At 68.5% G+C, this 21,956-nt stretch carries 23 protein-coding genes; 12 read left to right on the top strand and 11 right to left on the bottom strand.

Annotation, left to right across the window (positions count from 1 at the left end):
• Positions 1 to 9 precede the first annotated feature (9 nt).
• Genes ACLHG5_RS02215 through ACLHG5_RS02205 form a run of 3 tightly spaced genes read left to right on the top strand, consistent with a single transcriptional unit; the run spans position 10 to position 1,702 of the window.
• Positions 10 to 585: an HdeD family acid-resistance protein gene (locus ACLHG5_RS02215; protein ID WP_411315824.1), complete on the top strand. Its 576-nt coding sequence runs from the start codon at positions 10 to 12 to the stop codon at positions 583 to 585.
• The gene (locus ACLHG5_RS02210) at positions 582 to 992 is read left to right on the top strand and encodes a DUF5684 domain-containing protein (RefSeq protein WP_411315825.1); all 411 of its coding nucleotides are present in this window, start codon (positions 582 to 584) and stop codon (positions 990 to 992) included. The genes ACLHG5_RS02215 and ACLHG5_RS02210 overlap by 4 nt, the downstream gene beginning before the upstream one ends.
• Positions 989 to 1,702, top strand: a complete 714-nt coding sequence (locus ACLHG5_RS02205) for a CDP-alcohol phosphatidyltransferase family protein (protein ID WP_411315826.1) — start codon at positions 989 to 991, stop codon at positions 1,700 to 1,702. The genes ACLHG5_RS02210 and ACLHG5_RS02205 overlap by 4 nt, the downstream gene beginning before the upstream one ends.
• 71 nt (positions 1,703 to 1,773) lie before the next feature.
• Here ACLHG5_RS02205 and rpsO read toward each other — a convergent pair whose 3' ends face one another.
• The 3 genes from rpsO to ACLHG5_RS02190 form a co-directional block, all read right to left on the bottom strand.
• Positions 1,774 to 2,043 (bottom strand): 30S ribosomal protein S15, encoded by a 270-nt coding sequence (rpsO, locus tag ACLHG5_RS02200; protein WP_411315827.1) that lies wholly within the window; start codon positions 2,041 to 2,043, stop codon positions 1,774 to 1,776.
• A 106-nt stretch (positions 2,044 to 2,149) separates the two neighbouring features.
• Complete coding sequence (locus tag ACLHG5_RS02195; RefSeq protein WP_411317735.1) at positions 2,150 to 2,686, bottom strand: DinB family protein; 537 nt, start codon at positions 2,684 to 2,686, stop codon at positions 2,150 to 2,152.
• Between the two features lie 27 nt (positions 2,687 to 2,713).
• Positions 2,714 to 3,001 (bottom strand): Fe-S cluster assembly protein HesB, encoded by a 288-nt coding sequence (locus ACLHG5_RS02190; RefSeq protein WP_411315829.1) that lies wholly within the window; start codon positions 2,999 to 3,001, stop codon positions 2,714 to 2,716.
• 185 nt (positions 3,002 to 3,186) lie between these two features.
• Between ACLHG5_RS02190 and ACLHG5_RS02185 the strand changes: the two genes are divergently transcribed.
• A complete protein-coding gene (locus ACLHG5_RS02185; protein WP_411315830.1) occupies positions 3,187 to 4,314 on the top strand; it encodes a hypothetical protein in 1,128 nt (375 codons plus the stop codon).
• Between the two features lie 100 nt (positions 4,315 to 4,414).
• Positions 4,415 to 5,212, top strand: a complete 798-nt coding sequence (locus ACLHG5_RS02180) for a lysophospholipid acyltransferase family protein (protein WP_411317734.1) — start codon at positions 4,415 to 4,417, stop codon at positions 5,210 to 5,212.
• 28 nt (positions 5,213 to 5,240) lie between these two features.
• Here ACLHG5_RS02180 and ACLHG5_RS02175 read toward each other — a convergent pair whose 3' ends face one another.
• From ACLHG5_RS02175 to ACLHG5_RS02165, 3 genes are read right to left on the bottom strand one after another with little or no spacing between them, the layout of a single operon-like run.
• Positions 5,241 to 7,310 carry a glycosyl hydrolase gene (locus ACLHG5_RS02175; RefSeq protein WP_411317733.1) on the bottom strand — a complete coding sequence of 690 codons (2,070 nt, stop codon included), beginning with the start codon at positions 7,308 to 7,310 and terminating at the stop codon, positions 5,241 to 5,243.
• Between the two features lie 4 nt (positions 7,311 to 7,314).
• A complete protein-coding gene (locus tag ACLHG5_RS02170; RefSeq protein ID WP_411315833.1) occupies positions 7,315 to 8,046 on the bottom strand; it encodes an HlyD family efflux transporter periplasmic adaptor subunit in 732 nt (243 codons plus the stop codon).
• Positions 8,043 to 9,839, bottom strand: coding sequence for a glycosyltransferase (locus ACLHG5_RS02165; protein ID WP_411315834.1), 1,797 nt, complete (start codon positions 9,837 to 9,839; stop codon positions 8,043 to 8,045). The genes ACLHG5_RS02170 and ACLHG5_RS02165 overlap by 4 nt, the downstream gene beginning before the upstream one ends.
• 358 nt (positions 9,840 to 10,197) lie before the next feature.
• Here ACLHG5_RS02165 and ACLHG5_RS02160 point away from each other — a divergent pair, with 358 nt between their 5' ends.
• Positions 10,198 to 11,379 carry a MarP family serine protease gene (locus ACLHG5_RS02160; protein ID WP_411317732.1) on the top strand — a complete coding sequence of 394 codons (1,182 nt, stop codon included), beginning with the start codon at positions 10,198 to 10,200 and terminating at the stop codon, positions 11,377 to 11,379.
• Positions 11,380 to 11,469: 90 nt separating this feature from the next.
• Entirely contained in the window at positions 11,470 to 12,030 is a 561-nt protein-coding gene (locus tag ACLHG5_RS02155; RefSeq protein WP_411315836.1) for a hypothetical protein, read from the top strand.
• Between the two features lie 66 nt (positions 12,031 to 12,096).
• Here ACLHG5_RS02155 and ACLHG5_RS02150 read toward each other — a convergent pair whose 3' ends face one another.
• From ACLHG5_RS02150 to ACLHG5_RS02140, 3 genes are all read right to left on the bottom strand, one after another.
• Positions 12,097 to 12,984 carry a glycine betaine ABC transporter substrate-binding protein gene (locus tag ACLHG5_RS02150; protein WP_411315837.1) on the bottom strand — a complete coding sequence of 296 codons (888 nt, stop codon included), beginning with the start codon at positions 12,982 to 12,984 and terminating at the stop codon, positions 12,097 to 12,099.
• A 112-nt stretch (positions 12,985 to 13,096) separates the two neighbouring features.
• Positions 13,097 to 14,056, bottom strand: a complete 960-nt coding sequence (locus ACLHG5_RS02145) for an ABC transporter permease (RefSeq protein ID WP_411315838.1) — start codon at positions 14,054 to 14,056, stop codon at positions 13,097 to 13,099.
• The gene (locus ACLHG5_RS02140) at positions 14,053 to 15,138 is read right to left on the bottom strand and encodes a quaternary amine ABC transporter ATP-binding protein (protein ID WP_411315839.1); all 1,086 of its coding nucleotides are present in this window, start codon (positions 15,136 to 15,138) and stop codon (positions 14,053 to 14,055) included. Before ACLHG5_RS02140 ends, ACLHG5_RS02145 begins: the two co-directional genes overlap by 4 nt.
• A gap of 433 nt (positions 15,139 to 15,571) precedes the next feature.
• Between ACLHG5_RS02140 and ACLHG5_RS02135 the strand changes: the two genes are divergently transcribed.
• Positions 15,572 to 16,303, top strand: coding sequence for an RNase H family protein (locus ACLHG5_RS02135; protein ID WP_411317731.1), 732 nt, complete (start codon positions 15,572 to 15,574; stop codon positions 16,301 to 16,303).
• Positions 16,304 to 16,367: 64 nt separating this feature from the next.
• Complete coding sequence (locus tag ACLHG5_RS02130) at positions 16,368 to 17,210, top strand: SDR family oxidoreductase (RefSeq protein WP_411317730.1); 843 nt, start codon at positions 16,368 to 16,370, stop codon at positions 17,208 to 17,210.
• 51 nt (positions 17,211 to 17,261) lie between these two features.
• Here ACLHG5_RS02130 and ACLHG5_RS02125 read toward each other — a convergent pair whose 3' ends face one another.
• Entirely contained in the window at positions 17,262 to 17,711 is a 450-nt protein-coding gene (locus tag ACLHG5_RS02125; protein WP_411315842.1) for an SRPBCC family protein, read from the bottom strand.
• Position 17,712: 1 nt separating this feature from the next.
• Positions 17,713 to 19,161 (bottom strand): phytoene desaturase family protein, encoded by a 1,449-nt coding sequence (locus ACLHG5_RS02120; RefSeq protein ID WP_411317729.1) that lies wholly within the window; start codon positions 19,159 to 19,161, stop codon positions 17,713 to 17,715.
• Between the two features lie 147 nt (positions 19,162 to 19,308).
• Between ACLHG5_RS02120 and ACLHG5_RS02115 the strand changes: the two genes are divergently transcribed.
• From ACLHG5_RS02115 to ACLHG5_RS02105, 3 genes are read left to right on the top strand one after another with little or no spacing between them, the layout of a single operon-like run.
• Positions 19,309 to 20,394: a M4 family metallopeptidase gene (locus tag ACLHG5_RS02115; RefSeq protein WP_411317728.1), complete on the top strand. Its 1,086-nt coding sequence runs from the start codon at positions 19,309 to 19,311 to the stop codon at positions 20,392 to 20,394.
• Between the two features lie 13 nt (positions 20,395 to 20,407).
• Positions 20,408 to 20,776 carry a protealysin inhibitor emfourin gene (locus ACLHG5_RS02110; RefSeq protein WP_411317727.1) on the top strand — a complete coding sequence of 123 codons (369 nt, stop codon included), beginning with the start codon at positions 20,408 to 20,410 and terminating at the stop codon, positions 20,774 to 20,776.
• Positions 20,777 to 20,815: 39 nt separating this feature from the next.
• Positions 20,816 to 21,709, top strand: a complete 894-nt coding sequence (locus ACLHG5_RS02105) for an NYN domain-containing protein (protein ID WP_411317726.1) — start codon at positions 20,816 to 20,818, stop codon at positions 21,707 to 21,709.
• Positions 21,710 to 21,956: the final 247 nt, after the last annotated feature.

Here is a 21,956-nt window from a genome sequence, read left to right as displayed (position 1 = left end):
ATGACTGCCATGTCGACGCCACAGAACCCCGCCCCCACTCTCCTCACCGGAGCACCCCTCGGCATGCTCAAGGTGCATCGCGGTCAGCTCATCGCCGTCGCGATCATCGGCCTCATCCTCGGCATCATCGGGCTCATCTTCCCCGACGTGACCCTGCTCACCGTCGCGGTGCTCTTCGGCAGCTACCTCATCGCGTCGGGGATCTTCCGCATCACCGCGGCCCTCGTCGCCGATCACCTCACCGTGCCGCTCCGGTGGCTCACGGGGCTCCTCGGCCTCGTCGTCATCATCGCCGGCATCCTCGCCCTCGCGAATCCCTTCGACTCGCTCGTCGTTCTCGCCGTCGTCATCGGCTTCGGCTGGATCGCTGAGGGCATCGTCGACTTCATGTCGGCACTGCGGGGCGCGATCATCCCGCGCTGGCTCGGCTTCGTTAGCGGGATCATCGCGATCGGCGCGGGCATCGCGATGTTCGTCCTCCCCGCCGCGGGCATCACCTCCCTCGTGCTCATCGGGTCGGCTCTGCTCATCGCCGTGAGCGTCACGACCCTCCTCACCATCCCGCGCAAGGCGAAGGCTGCATGAACGACCTCTCCCAGTTCGACTCGTCGACCATCCTCACGTGGCAGGTCGTCTACGCCGTCGCACACTACGTCCTGTTCAGCGTCTTCCTCGGTTTCGTGATGCAGAAAGCGGGCTATCCGTATTGGACCGGCCTCGTGCCGGTGTACAACGTCTGGAGGCTCTTCGAACTGGGCGGAATGAAGGGCTGGTGGGCCCTGCTTCTGCTCGTGCCCCTCGTGAACATCATCGCGGTCATCGCGCTCATCATCGCCGCGTACGACGTCGGCAAGGGGTTCCAGAAGAGCGGGTACTTCGTGATCCTGCACATCTTCCTCCCCGTCGTGTGGGCCGCGTGGCTCGGCCTCGACAAATCGACCTGGCGACCGCAACCACGCCCCAAAGCCGCCCCGATCGATCCGAACGCGTGACCGAGGGCACCGGGCCGGACACGGACTCGAGCGAGGTGCTCGAGGCCCCGAGCAGAGAAGCGAGTGATCGTCTGCTCGCGCTCCTGCGTGACGGACGGGGGCGACCTCGCGCGGTGGCCGAGTTCGTGTGGCTCGCGACGGCACGATCCGTGCACCAGGCCAGACTCCACCCCCGCGCCCTCGCCGAGGCCACGCTCATCCACGCCGTCGCCGGGGCGATCGCGGGGCGCCGGGGCTTCGTCTGGATCGCGTCGAGCTGGGTCATGGCGGCGACGCACCTCGGGATGCTCGGCGACCGCTCCTCACTCGGTGTCCCCAACGCCCTCACCCTCGCGCGCGGCACGCTCCCCGCTCTCGACCACCGCTTGGGTGCCGCGCTTCCCGTGATCTCCCTCGCGACCGATTTCGCCGACGGCAAGCTCGCGCGAGCGACGGGCACCGTGACCCCGTTCGGCACTCAGGCGGACTTCCTCGCCGACACGGCGTTCTGGACCTGGTTCATCGTGAGGCACGAGCCGAGCCGCGTGCTCGCCGTCGCGACGTTCGCGGCCTGGGCGGCCCCCGTGATCGCCATCACGGTCGCGAGCATCGTCAAGGGCCGCATGCTCGACGCGCCGCGATCGGTGTGGTTCAGGCCCGCGGCGGCGATGGAGGTCGTGCTCGGCGCTCGAGCGGTGCTGCGCACCATCCGCTCGATCCGCTCCCGCTAGGTGACCTACCCGCCGGAAACGACAAACGGGCCGCCTCCCGAAGGAGACGGCCCGTTCAAGACTGGCGACGACTAGCGGCGCAGACCCACGCGCTCGATCAGCGAGCGGTAACGGTCGATGTCGATGTTCTGCAGGTAGCCCAGCAGACGGCGACGCTGTCCGACGAGCAGAAGCAGGCCACGACGCGAGTGGTGGTCGTGCTTGTGCTCTTTGAGGTGCTCGGTGAGGTCCTTGATTCGGCGGCTCAACATGGCCACCTGAACCTCGGGGGATCCGGTGTCACCCTCGTGGGTTGCGTACTCTTCGATGATCGCCTTCTTGATGCTGGCTTCAAGAGCCATAGACGGGATCCCCTTTCTGCTCGTTGCGCGGTGCCCTACCCGGAATGGGGGAGCTCTCTTTGTCCGCGGCCGTTGGACGGCAACCTTGAGATATTAGCAGACGACCTCACTCGACCGTGGAGCGGTGCGCGGTGACGTCGGCGAGGTGGTGGATCGGGTCGTGGAGGAAATAGATCCCGAGGGTCTCGACCGTGAAAACGCTGCCGTTCGACCGCGTGCCGACCCGGTCGAGCTGCTCGGGGCCGACGGCGCCGAAAGCCGACGCCGCCTCTTCTGCCGCCACCACGAGCTCGACGGCGACGGTGGCCGGGTCCTGCTCGTGATATCTCTCGGCGACCGCCGTCGCATCCTGATCCCAGTTGGCGAAGACCGGGGCATCTTCGGCGAGGATGAGCGCCAAGCGCTCGCTCATCACGCGACACACATCACGCACGTGGGCGGCGTACTCGAGCGTCGACCACGTGGATGCGTCCCGTCGCACCGCGGCGTCGGTCGACCGCAGGAGAGCGGGCCACGCGGCGGCGTTCTCTCTCAGGAGCCGCGGCACGTGGGCGAAGGGCACGACGCTCGCGTCGAAACCGCACTCCGGACACCGCTCCGAGAGCACCCACGTCCAGTCTTTGTCGTCGGGCACTATCGTCACGATTCGCCTTTCCGTGTTGCGCCGGAGTCAGTCCTGCGTGCCGACGGAGAACTGCACCGAGCCCTCGTCGTCGACCTCGGCGTCGAGCACCGCGTCGGTGAGCACTTGGGCGGCCGCGACGTCGAGGAAGACGCGCGCGCCGTCGCTCTCGACGATCGTGTCGCCGTCCTCGGCGTCAGGTACGACCGAGATGTCGAAGTCGGTCGCGGTCTCCTGCTCGAGGCTGATGCGGAGGCCGGCGACCGTGGTCCCGGCGGTCTGCTCGGCGATGGCCTTGACGATCATGCTCGCGTTGTCAGTCAGTGTGAGGGGCATTGAGTGTCCTTGCGTGGGGTCGGAGATGTTCGGGGCCTCGGCGCTGTCGACGGACTCACGCGGTGATGACGAGCGCGCCGTCGAATCGATCGCGCCGCCGAGGGAATCACCGAGTCTCCAGCACTTCGGCCTCGAGAGCAAACGGCACTCTCGCCACACGAGGGTCGGTGTTCTACCGTGGAACGATGATTCCTGTCGATCTACCTCAGCCCACAGAACTCATCACCCTCGCCGACGAGCGTCACCCGTCGAGCGTGACCGTCTATCTCCCCTCCTCCCCCGTATCGAGCGAGACGGCGGCGGTGAAACTGAGCCTCAAGAACGCGACGTCGACGGTGCGCAAAGCCCTCGTCGAGCGCGGTGCCGACGCCACCGAGGTCGCGTCGGTGATCGACCCGCTCGAGAGCCTCGACGACGACCTCGAGTTCTGGCAGAACCAGTCCCGATCGCTCGCCATCCTCGCGACGCCCGACCGATTCTCCGTCTTCCGGATAGCCAACCGCGTCGCCGAGAGAGTGGTCGTCGCCGACCGTCTCGACGTCGGTCCGTTGCTGCGCGCCGTCACCTTCGCGAACAGCGGTTTCGTGGTCACGGTGACGGCGAACCCCGCCGACGTGCGTCTCATCGAGCTCTCGGCCGAATCCCGCCCGCGTGAGCGCGCGCTCGAGCTCCCCGGCGACCTGTCGAGCGTTCTCGAGCACGCGGAGAATCATGGACAAGCCGACATGCCCCGCTCGCAAGGCACGACGGGTCAGAGGATCGAGCACCAGCGCTATTGCCGCATCATCGACGAAGCGGTCGGTCGGGTGATCGGCGCCACGACGACCCCCGTGATCCTCGCGGCGTCCGACGACTTCGAGCCGGCCTACCGTGCCGTCTCGACGCTGCGATCGCTTCTGGCTCGCGGAATCGACGCCCACCCGTCATCGCTCTCGGCGAACGACATCGACGATCGGGCTCGCGGCATCCTCGACGCCCACTATGCCGGCGGGCTCGCCGAGTGGAACGAGGACTTCGGGTCGAGACGTGCCGGGGGGCGGGCCTCGAGCGACGTCGCCGAGCTCGCGCGCGCCGCGACCGCCGGTGCGATCGAGGAGATCCACTTCGACATGGACGCCGACGTGCGTGGAATGGTCGACGGGTCGGGTCTGCTGACCGAACCGGGCTCGGGCGACGACGTCTCGGGCACCTACAACGTCATCGACGAGATCGCGTCGCGGGCGCTCCGCTCCGGCGCGACGGTGCGCGCCGTGCGCGAGGCCGACCTCCCCGACGCCTCGCCCGTCGCGGCGACACTCCGCTTCCCGCTCTAGCGGGAGACCGCCCGCGTCGTATTCCGCGCGTATGTCGGTCGGGGAATACGGGGCGCGTGAGCGCGGCTGGCCGCCCAGGGTGCGCCTCTACCCTGTCGTTATGACAGCCAGGACCACCGAGCCCCTCTACGACACCGCGATCCTCGCCGGGCGCGGTCTGTTCGGTTTCTGGCGTCTCAAGCCCCGCACGACGGGGGCGCACCACATCCCCGCAACGGGCGGCGCCGTCATCGCCATGACCCACTTCGGCTACCTCGAGTTCGCTCTCGTCGAGTGGACGACGTGGATGCATCGCAAGCGACGCATCCGCTTCATGGCCAAGCAAGAGGTCTTCCACAAGCCGCTCGTCGGCAGCGTCATGCGGGGAATGAGACACATCCCCGTCGACATGGCCGCGGGATCGTCGGCCTACACCGAAGCCGTTGCGGCACTGCGGCGCGGAGAACTCATCGGAGTCTTCCCCGAGGCCGGGGTGAGCGCATCCTTCACCGTGCGCGAGTTCAAAACGGGGGCCGCGAGACTCGCCGCCGAGGCGGGCGTTCCGCTTCTGCCCGTGGGCGTGTGGGGTGGCCACCGACTCCTCACGAAGAATCACCGGGTCGGATTCCGCGAGCGATTCGGTGTGCCCGTGCACTTCGCGTTCGGTCGACCGCTCACGGTGTCGCCGACCGACGACGCCAAGGCCGTCACGGCGACCCTGCGCGACACGATCGTCGCGCTCGTCGAGGGGTTGCAGGCCCGCTACCCCGTCGACGGCACCGGGCAGTGGTGGCAGCCGCGCCACCTCGGCGGAACCGCCCCCACTCCGGGCGAAGCGGCGGCAGCAGATGAGGCACGCCGCGTGCGACGGGAAGCAGAAGCGGCGGCTCGCGCCTCGCGAACCGCCGCGCACCGCTGACACCGGAGGGCGCCCGAAGGCGTCCCGGTCAGGCTGCCGCGTGCGCCATGAGCCACGCGAGCATGTAGCTGCGGCTGTTCCCGTCGTCGATGCGGTCTTCGTGGAGTTCTCGCGACTCCTCGAGCGCACGCGACGCCGCCTCGGTCGAGGAGAGCGCGGAGTACATGAGCAGGTAATCGCCGAATGTCACGTCGAAGCCGTCGGGAGCCGCATCGGCGATGTTCGCGTCGATGCGCTCGGGGTCGCCGGCGAGGTAGTCGGCGACGGGGCTCATCGGCAGCACGAGGATGCCGAGCATCGCGCTCGGCTCGGCACTGAACCACGTGGCGTAGTCACGCTTGCCACCCCAGACGAGCGAGGTGATCGTGTGCTCGAAGCCCTCCATGATGGGGTCGTCGAGCGGGAAATCGGTCCAGTACGCCTTCGCCGAAGTCGCTTCGGCCGCGAGCATCCATCGCGCCTCGGTCTCGAGGTCTCCCTGGTCGCTCGCCGCCGCCCACAGGGCGAGGCCGTTCCACGCGGTGACCGCTTCGGAGCTCGACTCCTGGTTGTTGCCGTCGCCGAACGGGGAGGTGCCGCTCGCCCACGAGTGCCCGCCGTAGGAGTCGAAGTTGCGCTGCTCGGGGAAGTAGGTGCTCTCTCCCCGGGTGGCGAGGTCGGCGGCGAGGAGGTTCATCACGGGCGCCCAGCTCTCGACGAGCTCGGGGTCGTCGGCCGCGAGAACACCAGCGGTGTAGAGGAAGTACCCGTAGTGGAAGTGGTGGTCGTTGAACTCCTCCGAGCCGAAGGATGTCGCGAGCCCGACGATTCCGCGCGCCTCGGGGTCGTAGACGAAGCACCGGAGGTCGCGTTCGTCGCAGCGGTCGGGATCCATCCACTCCGACATCGTCGTGACGAGTCGGTCGCGCATTGTCGCCGCGGCGTCATCCGCCCCGACCTCCTCGGCGATCTCTAGGAGGTTGACCGCCCGATAGAGCGACTTGCCTCCGAAATAGGTGTCATCGGCGAACGTCTCGGTCTCGGCGATGTCGAGGGTGACCTGCTCGGCGAGGCGATCGCGATCCGCGTCGTCGAGCGCCGACAGATCGAGGGCACCACTCGGTTCGAGCGCGGGGCTCGACCAGGTGAGCGCATCGGTCGTGCACGCGGTCATGTCGCCGTAGATCGTCGAGTAGGTCGCCGACGAGCACGCGACCGAATCGGCGAGGCCTGCCTGCTGGTGCGGCAGGGCGGCCACGATCGTGGGTTCGCCGTCGGCAGTGGTGTAGGCGATGGTCGTCGAGACCTCGGTGTCGCTCGTCGTGTAATCGAGGGTCGTGCCTGTGACCGTGTGCGTCGCGGCGTCGGCGAAGTCGGCGAGTTCTGCTCCGTCGGCGAGGGCGAACCACGTGGCGGTCTCCCCCTCGGCGAGGGCGAGTCCTGTGCCGTCGGAGGAGAGTTCGGCGTCGCTCACGAGGCCGTAGGTCGTGCCGTCGATGACGGCGGTCGCCGCACCGTCGACCGACGAGGGGGTGAAGGCCGTGACGGTCGACACGTCGGCCGCCGAGAGCGCGGTGAAGCTCACGAACGGTGATCCCCGCGCGATCACCGTCTCGCCGACCGCGACGTCGTCGGCGAGGTGCGTGATGGTGACGGATGCCGTGTCGTAGTCCGAGACCTCTGCCACGTCGGCCCCGACGCTGACTCCGATGTGGGCGACGTGACCACCCATGATGACCTTGGGCGCCGTCGTGACGCGAGGCAGACCGAGGTCGAACCCGCCGTCGGTGAGTTGGAACGACAGCGGAGAGGGGAACACGGGCATCGAGTCGTCACCGAAGACGAGGCCCGAGAACCACCGGTTGGTCGGGGGAACGAGGCCCTCGGCGAGACGCGCAGACGGGAGGGGCTTGATCGTCTGCTGCGGGAGGGCCTCGACGAGCGGTCCGATCTCGTCGTCAGGGAAGATCGCGTCGACCGATGCGGCCGGCGCGGTGTCACCGTCGCCGGTCACCCCCACTGCCGAGCACCCGGTGAGGAGCGCGAGCAGAGCGACGACGGGAACGGCGAGTCGCGTGGTGGCACGGCGGGGCGCGAACGCCCGAGAGGTGGTCGGCACGGGGTCACAGCCCGATCTTGCGCATGAAGTCGAAGAACCCGTCGCCGACGCCCGCGAGCGGGCCGTCGTCGCGCAGGAGCAGCGTCGCCGACACGGGTGTTCCCCGGGTCATGAGGTTGTTGGCGGCGCCGTCGACGAGGCCCTCGCTCGACACCGTGACGGTCGTCTCGGCGAGACCGTCGGAGGTCTGCACGTCGATCGACTCCACCTGGCCCGAGATGCGCGACTGGTTGGGGAGCACGAGCTCGACGGCCGCGCCATCCTCGATGCGCGCGTAGTCGCGGCTCGAGAGCACGAAGTCGGCACTCACGAAAAGCGAACCCGTGCGGTCGATCGTCGCGAGGATCTGACCGGCCTGCACGAACGATCCGCGCTCGGCGGTGATGTCGCCGACGGTTCCGTCGACAGTCGCCGTGAGCGTCATGACGCCGTCGGGGGTCACGGCGTAGGCGACCGTCTCGGGTCGCAGGAGTCCCTCGGCGAGGTCGGCTTGCAGGGTCGGGCTCTGCACGCGGAAGAGCACATCACCCGCGGCGACGCGGTCACCCTCGGAGACCTCGCGATCGAGAACCGTTCCGCCGTAGTCGCTTCCGACCGGGTACCTCTCGGCTTCGATGGCCGCGGAGGCGCTCGTGACTTGAGCCTGCCGCTGATTGAAGATCACCGTCATCCCAGCGACGAGCACGAACACGACGACCGTGCCGAGGAACATTTTGAGGCGGTTTTTCCAGGTCATGAGGTCACCAGGTTTCGGGTAGAAGACGTTGTCGCGGCGGCGGGAGCGGCGCGGCGCGCCCTACTGCCTGCGGCGCGGAGGTGGCGGGCTTCACGCGCGGCGGCGACGACGAAGCTCCCCAGGATGATCGTGTTGGTGACGTTCCACGCTGTGGCGAGCGAGAGGAAGCCGTTGCCGAGGTCGCGCCATACGGCGACGACGGAGGTGAGCAGGAGGAAGACGAAGAACAGCACCTGCGGGATCATGAAGTTGAAGGGCGAACTCGCCTTCGACTTGTCTCCCGTGGCATTCCACTTCTGCTCCTTGCCCACGATGACGTTGATGAGCGCGGCGACGTAGATCGGGAACGACGCGGTCGCGAGCATGAGGGTCTCCCAGCGGAACGACCCCATCGTGTAGAACGCCAGAACGATCTGGAGCACGTAGAAGCCCGCGTAGTAGAGCATCCAGGTCACGACGGTCGTCGAGATGTTCATCGGCCGGAGGTCGAAGAAGATCTCCATGGGCGGCACCAGGAGCAGGAGCAGCGGGCAGATGCCCGTGAGGTAGAACGACGCCGTGACGACGTACTGGAGTCGCTGGTCGAGCGTGAGCTTGCGCTTCGGGCTCAGCGGGTTGTGGCGCAGCAGGATCTCGAAGCCCCCGGTCGCCCAGCGCAGCTGCTGCTTGGTGTACGCCTCGACGGTGTCGGGCGCATCGCCGACGGCGAGCGTCATGGGGATGAAGATCGTGCGCCAGCCACGCTCGTGGAGCATGAGCGACGTCCAGACGTCCTCCGACTTGGAGTCGGTGTACATGCCGCCGACCTCGTCGATCGCCGTGCGGCGGAAGATGACGTTGGTTCCGACACAGAACGCGGCGTTGAAGCGGTTTCGACCCGGCTGGATGAAGCGGTAGAACATCGCCTGCATGTAGCCGGCGCCCTTGGAGATGACGTTGTGGAGGTTGCCGTAGGTCTGCGGTGTCTGCACGAAGGCGACCTTGCGGTCGACGAAGAACGGAACGGTCTCGACGAGGAACTCGGGGTCGGGAACGAAATCGGCATCGAAGATGGCGAAGTAGTCGCCCTTGCTGATCGAGAGAGCATGGTTGACGTTTCCGGCCTTCGCGCCGTTGCTGCTCAGCCGGCGCACGTAGCGCGCGCCGAGCTCGGCGGCGAGGTCCCGCACCTCGTCGGAGCGACCGTCGTCGAGCACCCACGTGGCGTGCTTGCCGCGCATCGCGAGTGCGGCCGTGACGGTGCGACGGATGACCGCCGGGTCTTCGCCGTAGGTCGTGATGAAGACATCCACCCCGATCTCGGCCTCGTCGAGGTAGAGCGCCCAGGTCTCGGGGTGCGAGCTCGCACGGTCGAGGGCGATGTCGCGATCGCGGAAGAGCGCACCCTTGGCGTAGTGGAACGCGAAATCGCGGGGGTCTTGCGACCCCGAGAGGATCGTCCACATCGACAGGAGCGCTTGGCCGATGAGCACGGTCTCGGCGACGATGACCATCGTGTATGGCAACCAGTCACCGCGGCTCGCGGGGTTGAGCAGGAAGTTGGCGTACGCGAGGATGCCGATGGTCGCCGCGAGGACGAGCATGACCATCGAGGGCGACTGCGCTCGCACGGCTTCACCCGCGGTGGGCACGCGGTCTGCCGGGGTCTCGCGAGTGGGGCGGGGTCGACTCACGTCGTCGCGGGCGAAACGCGTGAGCACGGTTCCGTCGGTCGACGGGTCGTCTGCGGTCGGAGACTCGACTTCGTCGGGAGACGGCGAACCTGATCGGGGTCGGGAATAGAGGGCAGTCATTGCGGGGGTCTCTTTCGGGGTGAAGAGGCGAGAACGGCGATCGCAGACAAAGCGGGGTAAGGGGGGTCGGCGATCGACGGGACTGTGTCGGGACGACAGCGGACGGGGTCGCACGCCGGAAACAACACAGCGACATCATTGGCGTCCGGAGCCTCGAGCAGACGGGTAAGTTTCTGCGCGCGGATCCATTTCGACGAGGGTCGACCACGCGTTCGGGATGAGGCGGGGTCTGTCGTCGAGCTAGGGTTGACGTCCACTGTAGCCGGGATAACACGAAAATGGGCGGTCGGGACATGTCCGTCGGGTAAATTCCGCCTGGGGGTTTCGTGTTCCGGCCCCCCGACGAACCGGGAGAACAGTGCCGCTCAGTGTGATTCTCGACGTGCTCCTCGTGCTCGTCCTCGTGTCGTTCCTCGTCTACGGCTATCGCAGTGGGCTCGTGCGGAGCGTCAGCGGCATCGTCGGCATCGTCGTCGGCGGGGCCCTCGCCTACGTCCTCGCGCCCCTCGCGGGCGCTCTCGTCGAATCGCCGGAATGGCGCGTCGTCGTGACCGTCGGGGCGTCCCTCCTCCTCATCGCGGCAGGGCTCACCGCGGGCATGACCCTCGGGGACTCGATGCGCACGCGCGTCGCGCGCTCGCCGCTCCGTGGCGTCGACCGCCTCGTCGGCGCGGCCGCGAGCGTCGTCGCCGCCGCCCTCGTAACGTCGACGATCGCCTTCGGCATCGGAACCCTCGGCGTGCCCCTCCTCTCGCAGCCGATCGCGAACTCCCAGGTGTTGCGCGTCATCGGCCAATCGACCCCGGACGGCCTCACGCGGATGCTCGCGGCAGCGCGGTCGTTCGCCGTGCGGGAGTCGCTTCCGCAGATCGCCGATGCGTTCGCGGGGGCAGCACCGACCATCCCCGACGTCGAGACCGGGTCGCCCGAGCTCGACCGAGCCGCCGCGTCGATCGTTCGCATCACGGGCACCGCCTTCGCGTGTGGGCAGAACCAGTCGGGGTCGGGGTTCGTGGTCGCTCCCGATCGCATCGTCACGAACGCCCACGTCGTCGCGGGTGTCGACGAGCCCGTCGTCGAGACGCCGCGAGACGGCTCGAGAGTCGGGAGGGTCGTCTATTTCGACCCCGTCGACGACCTCGCGGTCATCGCGGTCGAGGGTCTCGACACGGCTGCCCTCGAGCTCGGCACACCGCTCACCGCGGGAGACACCGCGATCGTGGGCGGTTATCCCTTCGGGGGGCCGTTCAGCGCACACCCCGCCGAAGTGGCCGTCGTCGGCCCTCTCGTCGTCCCCGACATCTACGGCGAGTCCACGGCCGCTCGCGACGTCTACACCCTCGCCTCCGACGTGCAGCAGGGCGAATCGGGCGGGCCGGTGCTCGCGACGTCCGGTGACGCGGTCGGCATCGTCTTCGCGAAGGGCGCGACGACCGAGGGGGTGGGGTACGCGGCGACCCTCGTCGAGCTCGAACCCGTCGTGGTCGCGGCGACCGGGCTCACCGGCTCCGTCGCATCGGGAACCTGCGTGCGCGGCTGAGCCCGGCCCGACGGCGGCACCCGACTCCTGCTCGAATCGACAAGGGCAGACCGGGGGGTGTTAACTTGCAGCGACGAACAAGGAGTGAATGTGACCGACACCGCCACGCGAAACGCATCCGGATTTACTGAAGCAGACCTCGATCTGGGTGTGGAGTCGTTCGAGATCACGCCCGCTCTCGTCGCCGCGAACCTCTCGTTCGGCGGTGACCGCACCCTGACGCTTCCCGGCGAGATGGTGAGCGCCGTCGAGCGCATCTGGAACGACCGCGACTTCACCTGGCCCACCTCCATCACGCTCACGCGCGTGTCGGTGAACTCCGTCGACGGAGACGGCTCCGGGTCGGTGACGCGCGTGTCGATCCTCGGCACCGGGTGGTCGGAGACCTCGCCGGTGTCTCTCTACTGGGCGAACGCCGACGGCTTCCCCGCCGCGACGATCTCGCTTCCTGCGGTCAACGCCGCCGACGCCGGCTTCTTCGGCGCGACGATCACGCTCACAACGGTGCCGCGCGCCGCCGCCGACTTCTCGTGGGATGCCGCAAGCCAGCTCGTGCTCATCGCCGAGCAGCGCGACGAATCGGGAACGGTCGTGCGCCGCGCCGAACAGCGGGGCCTTCCGCCGCACATCGTCTACCACTGGGTGCGCTGACACGCTCCACGCAGACGAGAACCCCGCCGTGCACGCACGGCGGGGTTCTGTCGTTCAGGCGTCGATTCAGCTCGTGAGCGAGTCGACGTACTCCTGGTTGTCTTCGATCCACTGGTCGACGACGGGCTCGAAGTCGTCGCCCTCGTAGTCGACGAACATGGCGTCGACGAGCGAGTAGAGCGTGTCGGTGTCCATCTCGAAGTTCTCGAGCCAGCCCGCAGCGATCGGCGACGACTCGGGGAAGTCGGTGCTGCTGAAGGTGTGCAGGCTCTCGGTTCCGCCGAGGGCACCCTCGGGGTCTTCGAGGTTCTTGACCGGGAACTGCGCGTAGGCGCGGTGCGGCTCCCACAGGGTCACGACGATGTTCTCGCCGGCGTCGGTCGCCGCGGTCAGCTCACTGAGCATCGCGGGGGTCGACGAGGTGAGGAACTCCATGTCCTCGAGGCCGTATCCGGGGATGACCTCTTCTTCCATCGCCTCGGTCAGACCCGCGCCGGGCTCGATACCGACGATGCGGTTGCCGAAGAGGTCGGCGTTCTCGGCGAGCTCCGCGATCGAGTCGATCGGGGCGTCCTCGTTGACCGCGAGGGTCAGCTTGGAGTCTTCGTTCCACGCGCCGAGGTCGGTGATGTCGTCGCCGTACTCCTCGAGGTAGCTCTCGTGGGTGTTCGGCAGCCAGACATCCGTCGTGAAGTCGGAGTCACCGCTCGCGAGACCCGTGAAGACGGGGCCGGGGTCGGCGTATTCGAGCTCGACGTCGTAGCCTTCGTCTTCGAGGATGTTGGCCCACAGCCACGAGGTCGCGACGCCTTCATCCCAGCCGTTGAAGACGGCGATGGTGATGTCCATGTCTTCGCCGCCGTCGCCCGCGGTGTCGTCGGACGCGGTGCATCCGGTGAGGGCGAGGAGTCCGACCGCTGCTGCGGCGATCGATGTCTTGGTGAGGTTTCTCAAGGTGTCTTCCTTTCGTGCCACCGGGTGACGGTGACGGGGGGTTGACGGTTGGTGCGCGCAGAGTCGAGCGCGCGGTTCGCACGGATACGGATGCATCCGCGAGTGGAGGGGGTCAGCGCGGTGCTGACGCGCCGACGGGTTCGGCGGCACGGTCGGCAGCCGGGTCGGCGAGTGGTTCGGCGAGTGGTTCGACCGCGGACGTCGTTCGGCGGCCCTTGCCCGACGCGAGGATCCGCGTGAGGGGCGTATCGCCCTTGCCGAGTGCCGCGGTGAGTCGATCGAGGAAGATCGCGAGGATTACCACGGCCAGCCCGGCTTCGAACCCGAGGGCGATGTCGATGCGGTTGAGACTCGCGACGACGTCCTGCCCGAGCCCACCGGCCCCGACCATGCCGGCGATGACGACCATCGAGAGCGCGAGCATGATCACCTGGTTGATCCCGGCCATGATCGTCGGCATCGCGAGGGGCAACTGGATCTGCCGCAGGATGCGCCACGGCGAGGACCCGAAGGCCTGGCCCGCCTCGACGACCTCGCGGTCGACCCCGCGGATGCCGAGCTCGGTGAGCCTGACGCCGGGAGCCATCGCGAAGATGATCGTCGCGACGATGCCGGGGACGACACCGATGCGGAAGAGGATGAGGGCGGGGATGAGGTAGACGAACGCGGGCATCGTCTGCATGAAGTCGAGCACCGGCCGGATCACCCCGGAGGCGAACGACGACTTGGCCGCGAGGATTCCGAGCGGGATGCTGATGATGATCGCGATGGCACTCGCCACGAGGACGAGCGCGAGGGTGTCCATCGCGTTGTCCCACTGGTCGACCCCCACGATGAGCAGCAGGCCCACAGCGGTGCCCGCGGCGAACACCCACCCTCGGGTCAGGAGCGCGAGCACGGCGAGCACCGCGATGATGATCCAGAACGGCGGTTCGCCGAGCAGGTAGGCGACGGCGTCGAATGCACCCTCGAACACGACGCGGATGAAGTCGAAGAGGAACCCGAACGTGTCGGTGACGAAGTCGATGCCCGACTCGACCCACGAGCCCAGGGGGATGCGGAAGTCGTTCACCGGTCGGCTCCTTCGAGTTCGCTGGACTGCGGGGTGTGTGTCATCTCACGCGCGTCGGGCGTGACGTTGCCGAGGGCGGCGAGGAGGCCCACTCTCGAGACTGTGCCGAGCAACCGACCGCCGTCGTCGCAGACCGAGATCGGGCGAGCGCTCGCGACCGACGGGTCGACGAGATCGACGAGGAGAGTGTCGGGCGAGACTCTCGGCCCCGGACCCGGTTCGACGCCGGAGGGAACAGGCTCCATGACGCTCGCGGCGGTGAGCACGCGAGCGCGATCGACGTCGCCGACGAACTGGGCGACGTAGTCGTTGGCCGGGTCGGTGAGGATCTCTTCGGGCGTGCCGATCTGCACGATGCGACCGTCGCGCATGACGGCGATGCGATCACCGAGGAACATCGCCTCGTTGAGGTCGTGGGTGATGAAGATGATGGTCTTGCCGAGGCTCGCCTGCAGCTCGACGAGCTGCTCTTGCATCTCGCGCCTGATGAGCGGGTCGAGCGCCGAGAACGCCTCGTCCATGAGGAGCACGTCGGTGTCGGCGGCGAGCGCGCGGGCCAGACCCACGCGCTGCTGCATCCCTCCCGACAACTGCTCGGGGAGCTTGTCCGCCCACCCGTCGAGACCGACGAGGGTGATGATCGTGCGCGCCTTCGCGAGTCGCGCTTCGCGCGCCATCCCCTGCATCTCGAGCCCGTAGGCGACGTTGTCGATCACGGAGCGGTGCGGCAGCAGAGCGAAATGCTGGAAGACCATCGACACCTGGGTGCGCCGCACCTCGCGGAGTTTCTTGGCCGGCACTCCCGTGATGCGCGACGACCCGATGGTCACGGTTCCCGCCGTGGGCTCGAGCAAGCCGTTGAGCATGCGGATGAGCGTCGACTTGCCCGACCCGGAGAGCCCCATGACGACGAAGATCTCACCGGGCTGCACGTCGAAGCTCGCGTCGATCACCGCGGGGGTGCCGAGGTGCTCGACGGCGGAGCGGGGCTCGCCGGCGCGGAGGCGGGTGACGGCGTCGGAGGGACGTCGGCCGAAGACTTTGAACAGTCCTTCGGCGCGCAGGGCGGGGTGTGTGGTCACGGTGGTGTGCTCCGGAGTAGCGCCGTGACGACCGGTGTCGGTCGCGCGGAGACTCACTGGTGGCAGACGGGTAGGCCGTGATCGCTCTCCTGGCCACTCGGTGCTGAGCACGTCGAGAGCCAGAGGCCGGACCGATCGTGGGATCGCGTCCATCAGGGCCGCACCGTACGATCCGGCGAACCGTGGAGGTTCGAGCGGACCGCGTCCTTGGCGGGTGAGGTCGGTAAGACCTGACGAAAGCTTAGCGGGAGCACACCGTGGCGTTTCGCGTCAACCCCCTCTGTCGACGCCCTGTCGAGCTCTCGAGAGGCCTCGATGCCCGCCACGGCGGGGATCGAGTCGTTGCCTATTCGTTAGAGAAGCGCCCCGATCGGTGCGCCTCCCCGGCGGTGGGAGACTGGTCGTCGCCATTCCCCCTTTCGAAAGGTCTCTCGTGACGATCACCGCCGCCGCAGACGGTTCAGCACTCGGCAATCCCGGTCCGGCCGGGTGGGCGTGGTACGTCGACGACGGATGCTGGGGGGCCGGCGGGTGGAAGCACGCGACCAACAATCAGGGCGAGCTCAAGGCCGTGCTCGAGCTCTTCCGCGCGACGGCGCACGTCGACGACGACCTCCTCGTGCTGTGCGACAGCCAATACGTCATCAACTCGGTCACGAAGTGGATGACGGGCTGGAAGGCCAAGGGGTGGCGCAAGGGCGACGGCAAACCCGTGCTCAACCTCGAGCTCCTGAAGGAGCTCGACGCCGCCCTCGCGGGGCGCCGTTACCGTTTCGAGTGGGTCAAGGGTCACGCCAATCATCCGCTCAACGAGGCGGCGGACGAGCGGGCGCGAGGGGCAGCCGAAGCCTTTCAGCGCGGTCGGCTTCCCGACGCGGGACCCGGATTCACGGGTGCCGGGCTCACGGGTGCCGGGCGAGCGGGGGCGCCCGAGATCTCGCGTGACAGCGCGCCCGAGCCCGAGTTCGATCCCGCGGCCGCCGCACCCGTGGCCACCGCGCCCGTGGCCGCGCCGGTGCAACCCGGGCTCTTCGATCTCGATGACGCCGAGACTCCCCCGGTCTCGCTCACCCTCGAACTCACGGCCGACGAGCACGCCAGGCTCGTGAGCCGCGCTCGCGAGCGCGGCGTGAGCATCGACGAGCTCGTGCGCGGCCTCATCTGACGCGGGCACGACCTGGGAGCGCAAGGGGGTTCCGCTCCCCTCGCGGCCTCGATCTACTGGACGCATGAAGAATCCCCTCGACCAGTACCCGCGCCCGCCGTTCCAGATCGTCGACGGCGAGCCCGACCCCACGCCCGATCACGGTGAAGACACCTACGTCGGGCGGGGCAGACTCGACGGCCGCAAAGTGCTCCTCACGGGAGGCAACTCCGGAATCGGTCGTGCCGCCGCCATCGCCATGGCCCGCGAGGGAGCGGATGTCGCGTTCACCTTCCACAGCGACCAGGCCGGTGCCGACGGCACCCTCGAGCAGATCGAGAGGGCCGGCCGCACGGGCCGTGCCATCAAGCTCGACGCGTCCGACGAGCAGGAGTGCTACGACGCCGTCGCCGAGACGGTCGCGGCGATCGGCGGGCTCGACACCCTCGTGATGGTCGCGGGCTACCAGAACAACGTCGACGACATCCTCGAGCTCGAGACAGGCCAGATCGAGAAGACCTTCGCGACGAACGTGTTCTCGCTCTTCTGGCTCTCGAAGGCCGCGCTCGCCCACATCCCCGCGGGCGGCACGATCATCACGACGAGCAGCATCCAGGCGGAGAAGCCTTCCCCCGACAAGCTCGACTACGCCGGCACGAAGGCCGCGATCGTCAACTTCACGAAGGGCCTCGCGCAGCAGCTCGCGCCGAAGGGGATCCGCGTCAACAGTGTCGCCCCGGGACCGTTCTGGACCAACCTCCAGCCCGACGCGGGAGACGACGAGCAATTGCGCGAGTTCGGCGCCCAGACTCCCTACGGTCGCCCGGGTCAGCCCGCCGAGATCGCTTCGACCTACGTCTACCTCGCGAGTGACGACGCGAGCTACACGACGGGCGCGACTATCCTCGTCGCGGGCGGCAGCATCTGACCGGTGCGGTGGATGGCGGGGTCGGGCAGCGCCCGACCCTGCCGCGCCATGTCACCCGGGGTGGCGGCCCGCGTAGCCCTCGGCGAGGTGCCCGAGGCGCTTGATCGCCTCGCCGTTGCGAAAGTGGATGATGATGTCGCGCACGAGCTTGGGCACGAGGAGCCCTGGGCCCTTCACGGCGTCCTCGTACATGCGCACGATGCATCCGTCGCCGCGAGGCTTGACGTCGATGGCGATGAGTGCCTCGCCGATGGGCCACCCTCGCGCGCGGAGTAGCGCGTGATGCGGGCGGTCCCACTCGACCGAGTAGCTCACGTCGTCGATGAGCACGGGCCACAGCCCGAACGAGTGCCTGATGCTCGTGCCCGGGTCGGGCCAGCGGTCGTCGATGTCGCGGATGCGGCTCGCGCCCACGACCCAGCTCGCGTAGAGCCACCCGTCGTCGAGCACACGGAAGACGTCGTCAGGCGAGCACTTCAGTTCGATGTAGTTCGCAGCCATGTCAGTTCTTTCCGAGTCGTGGTGGGGTGAGACCGAATTCCGCACGGAGGGCGCTTCGTGCGGCGTAGTAGCCGGCGAGGCCGTGCACGCCGGGGCCGGGCGGGCTCGACGACGAGCAGAGGTAGATGCCCGCGGCGGGGGTGCGCCACGGGTCGCGCGAGACGACGGGCCTCGCGATGAGCTGCCCGATGCTCGCGTCGCCGGCCGCGATGTCGCCGCCGATGTAGTTGGGGTTGTACTCCTGCATGCCCATCGCGCTCGACTGGTGCGAGGCGAGGATCGTGTCGCGGAACCCCGGGGCGAAGCGCTCGATCTGCGCGGTGACCGCCTCGGTCATGTCCCGCGTCGACCCGCGCGGAACGTGGGTGTAGGCCCACAGAACGTGCTTGCCCTCCGGCGCGCGGCTCGGGTCGAACGACGACGGCTGCGAGACGAGAACGTAGGAACTCGACGGATGACGGCCCGCCGCGACATCCGCTTCGCCCGCGGCGATCTCGGCCCGGTCTCCCCCCACGTGCACCGTTCCCGCGTCGCGCACGTGCTCGTTCGTCCACGGCACCGGCGCCGAGAGGGCGAAGTCGACTTTGGCCACGCCGTTGCCGTAGGTGAATCGCGCGAGGCGCGACCGATAGCGGTCGGGGAGTCGCGAGGCGGCGATGCGACTCATCGCCCTCGCGCTCGTGTCGAAGATGATCGCGCGCGACCGCGGCAGCTCGTCGACGTGGGTGACGTCGACCCCCGTGGTGATGCGACCGTCGTGGTCGATGAGGTCGAGAGCCATCGCGTCGATGATCGCCTGGCTCCCGCCGACGGGAACGGGCCAGCCTCTCGCGTGGCCGTGCGTCGCGAGCACGAGACCCGCGGCGGCGGTGGAGAGGGTCGGCATGGGCTTGATCGAGTGCGCGTTGACCCCGGCGAGCAGCGCGGGCGCCTCGAGTCCCCGGAAACGCAGGTTCCACGCCGCCGAACCCTGCTCGAGGACACGGAGACCGAACAGCGCGACAGTGAGGGGGTGCCTCGGCACCTGGAGGATGCTCGAGCCGCTAAACTGCGCGACCTCCTGCACCCGGTCGACGAGCGGGGCGAAGAGCGAGCGCCACGCTCCGCCGTCGACGCCGAGCCCCCGAGCGGTGCGCTCGAGGTCGTGCCACGCGAGACCCGCGCGCCCCGAATCGAGGGGGTGGGCGTAAGAGAGCTCGGGGGTGACGAGGTCGATGCGATCGACGAGGTCGAACTTCTGGAAGAACCCCGAGGCGAGGGCCATCGGATGCACCGCCGAGCCCCGATCGTGGCGGTAACCCGGCAGGGTGGCTTCGGTCGTTCGCGCTCCCCCGCCGATCGTCGCCGCTCGCTCGACGACGTGCACGGAGAGCCCGGCGCGTGCCATCGTCACGGCTGCCGCCATACCGTTGGGGCCCGATCCGACGACGGTCACATCTGGAGTGTCCATCGGCCCAGTCTGGCAGTCGACCGAGCACCCGGCCCGAAACTGCCCGCGGGCTTGACGCGGCGCACCTCGGCGCTCACCCGCGGGGCCCCGCGACCACTCGAGCGCGTCTCCGGGTGGGCTGTCGTCGGCTCGTGCGAGCATCGGGGCATGCGCCGCTTCATCGTTCCCCCCTACCTCCTCGTCCACTTGTCCGGCCTCCGTGCCTCGGGCCTCGACGACCCGACCCTCGCGCGCGCGATCGACGCGGCTCGCCACTCGCTCGCGATCGACACGCCCTTCCGCGAGACGAGGGAGTCGCCGGAGGGCGGGCGAGCACCGCGGCCCGGTGCCCGATCGCCCGGCGCCGAGAGGCCCGGCGCTCCCGACCGCACGATCTCCGACGCTCAGAACGCCGAGACCCTCCCCGGCGTCGTCGTGCGTCGCGAGGGCGACTCCGAGACCGACGACGTCGCGGTGACCGAGGCCTACGACGGTTTCGGCCACACCCACGCGCTCTTCGCCGACGTGTTCGGGCGAGCATCCATCGACGACGCGGGCTTTCCCCTCGACGGCACCGTGCACTTCGGGCGCGACTACGACAACGCGTTCTGGGATGGCGAGCGCATGGTCTTCGGCGACGGCGACGGCATCGTGTTCCGCAGGTTCACCGCGTCGCTGAGCGTTATCGGCCACGAGCTCGCGCACGGCGTCATCGAGTTCACGGCGGGGCTCATCTATCGCGGGCAGTCCGGCGCTCTCAACGAGTCGATCGCCGACGTCTTCGGCGCGCTCGTCGAACAGCGCGTGCTCGGGCAGGATGCCGACGAGGCGAGCTGGCTCATCGGCGCCGGGCTCTTCACCGACCGGGTGCAGGGAGCGGCGCTGCGGTCGATGAGCGCGCCGGGTACGGCTTTCGACGACGACGTTCTCGGAACGGATCCGCAACCCGCCTCGATGGACGACTACATCGACACGACCGACGACAACGGAGGGGTGCACCTCAACTCGGGTATTCCGAACCGCGCATTCCATCTCGCGGCCACCGCGATCGGCGGTCCGGCATGGGAGGGCGCGGGGCGCATCTGGTACGACACCCTCACAGCGGGGTCGATCCGCGCCGACTGCACGTTCGCACAGTTCGCTTCCGCGACGACGGATGCCGCAGGCTCCCGATTCGGCTCGGGCTCGGCCGAGCACACCGCCGTCACCGCCGCGTGGCGCACCGTGGGGGTGGTCGCGGGGACCGACGCGTGACAGGCTGCTGATCGTGAAGATCACGGTCATCCGCACGGGAGGGTTCGCGGGCCTCGCGACCCGGTGGACGGTCGAGGTCGACGAACTGGTCGACCGCGACGAATGGTTCGCCCTCGTCGAGGCGTTGCCGTGGAGCGAGCGACCGGCGGAGCAGGACGGCGTCGATCGGTTCGTCTACCGCATCAGGGTCTCCCGGCGCCGCATCACGCTGCCCGAGACGCGCGTCGAAGGCCCGTGGCGCGAACTCGTGGATCGGGTGCGCGCGATCAGCGACCCCACCCCCGTGTCGCCCTCGCGCGATCGCCGACGGCCCGATCCCACGCCGCCCGAGCCCGCGCCACCCGACCCCACGCCGCCCGGCGGCCTGAACCACGACGACTAACGCACCAGACTGGGTGCACCGCAACGGAAGGCACCACGAATGGCAGAAACCACTGATCCCCGCGTCGCCGTCTACATCGACTTCGACAACATCGTGATCTCCCGCTACGACCAGCGCAGCAAGCGCGGTCAGTTCCACACCGACAAGGCGCGCTCGTTCGATCCGGCGGCGAACCCCGATTCGGATGTCACCAAGCGACTCGAGAAGGCGACCGTCGACCTCGGGGCGATCCTCGATTTCGCGTCGTCGTTCGGCACGATCGCGATCAGCCGCGCCTACGCCGACTGGTCGGCGACCGTCAACGCGAGCTACCGGCGCCAACTCATCGAGCGCGCGGTGGACCTCGTGCAGCTCTTCCCGACGGTGGCCTCGATGAAGAACGGCGCAGACATCCGACTCGCCGTCGACGTGGTCGAAGACCTCTTCCGCTTGCCCGACCTCACCCACGTCGTGATCGTCGCGGGAGATTCCGACTACGTCGCGCTCGCTCAGCGCAGCAAGCAGCTCGGTCGCTACGTCGTGGGCATCGGCGTCGCCGGGTCGACGAGCAAGGCCCTCGGCTGGGCGTGCGACGAGTTCGCCGACTACGACGCCCTGCCCGGGGTGAACCCGGTGGTCGAAGAGCCCGAGCCGGCCGAACCCGCGACGCGGGAACCGCGGTCACGCAGCGGCAGAAGATCGAAGCCGAAGAGCGCGCAAGACTCGGCCGCCGATCTCCTCGTGCGAGCCCTCGAGCTCGGGCGTGCGAAGACCGACGACGAGTGGCAGGCGAGCGGAACGACGAAGAATCAGATGCTGCGCATGGACCCGACCTTCCAGGAGCGGGCACTGGGGTACAAATCGTTCACGGAGTTCGTGCAGTCGCTCGACCCCATCGTCGAACTCGACGACGGGCACCCCTCGCGACGGATGAGGTTGCGCACAGTGGAGTGACCAGCGCCGTGGAGTGAGTGCGCGGTGGAGCGAGGGGCGAGGCGGGCGCGAGGCCTCACCGCAGAAAAAGAGAGGGGCCGGAAACCCCCGTTCCCGGCCCCTCTTCGCGCGACGTGGCGCTGTGATTCAGTCTTCCCCCCGGATGACTCGCAGACATCCCCCCGGACGCCTGCGTATGTCCATCATGGGGGGTGGGGCCGGGATCACCTATCCCCCAATTTGGGGGACGACGTACCCTCCTGTGCTC

Origin of the sequence: Marisediminicola sp. LYQ85, from assembly GCF_046600695.1 — a bacterium.
GTDB lineage: Bacteria > Actinomycetota > Actinomycetes > Actinomycetales > Microbacteriaceae > Marisediminicola.
Note: the sequence above shows the minus strand (reverse complement) of the source record. Positions and strands in the feature narration are given on the sequence as shown.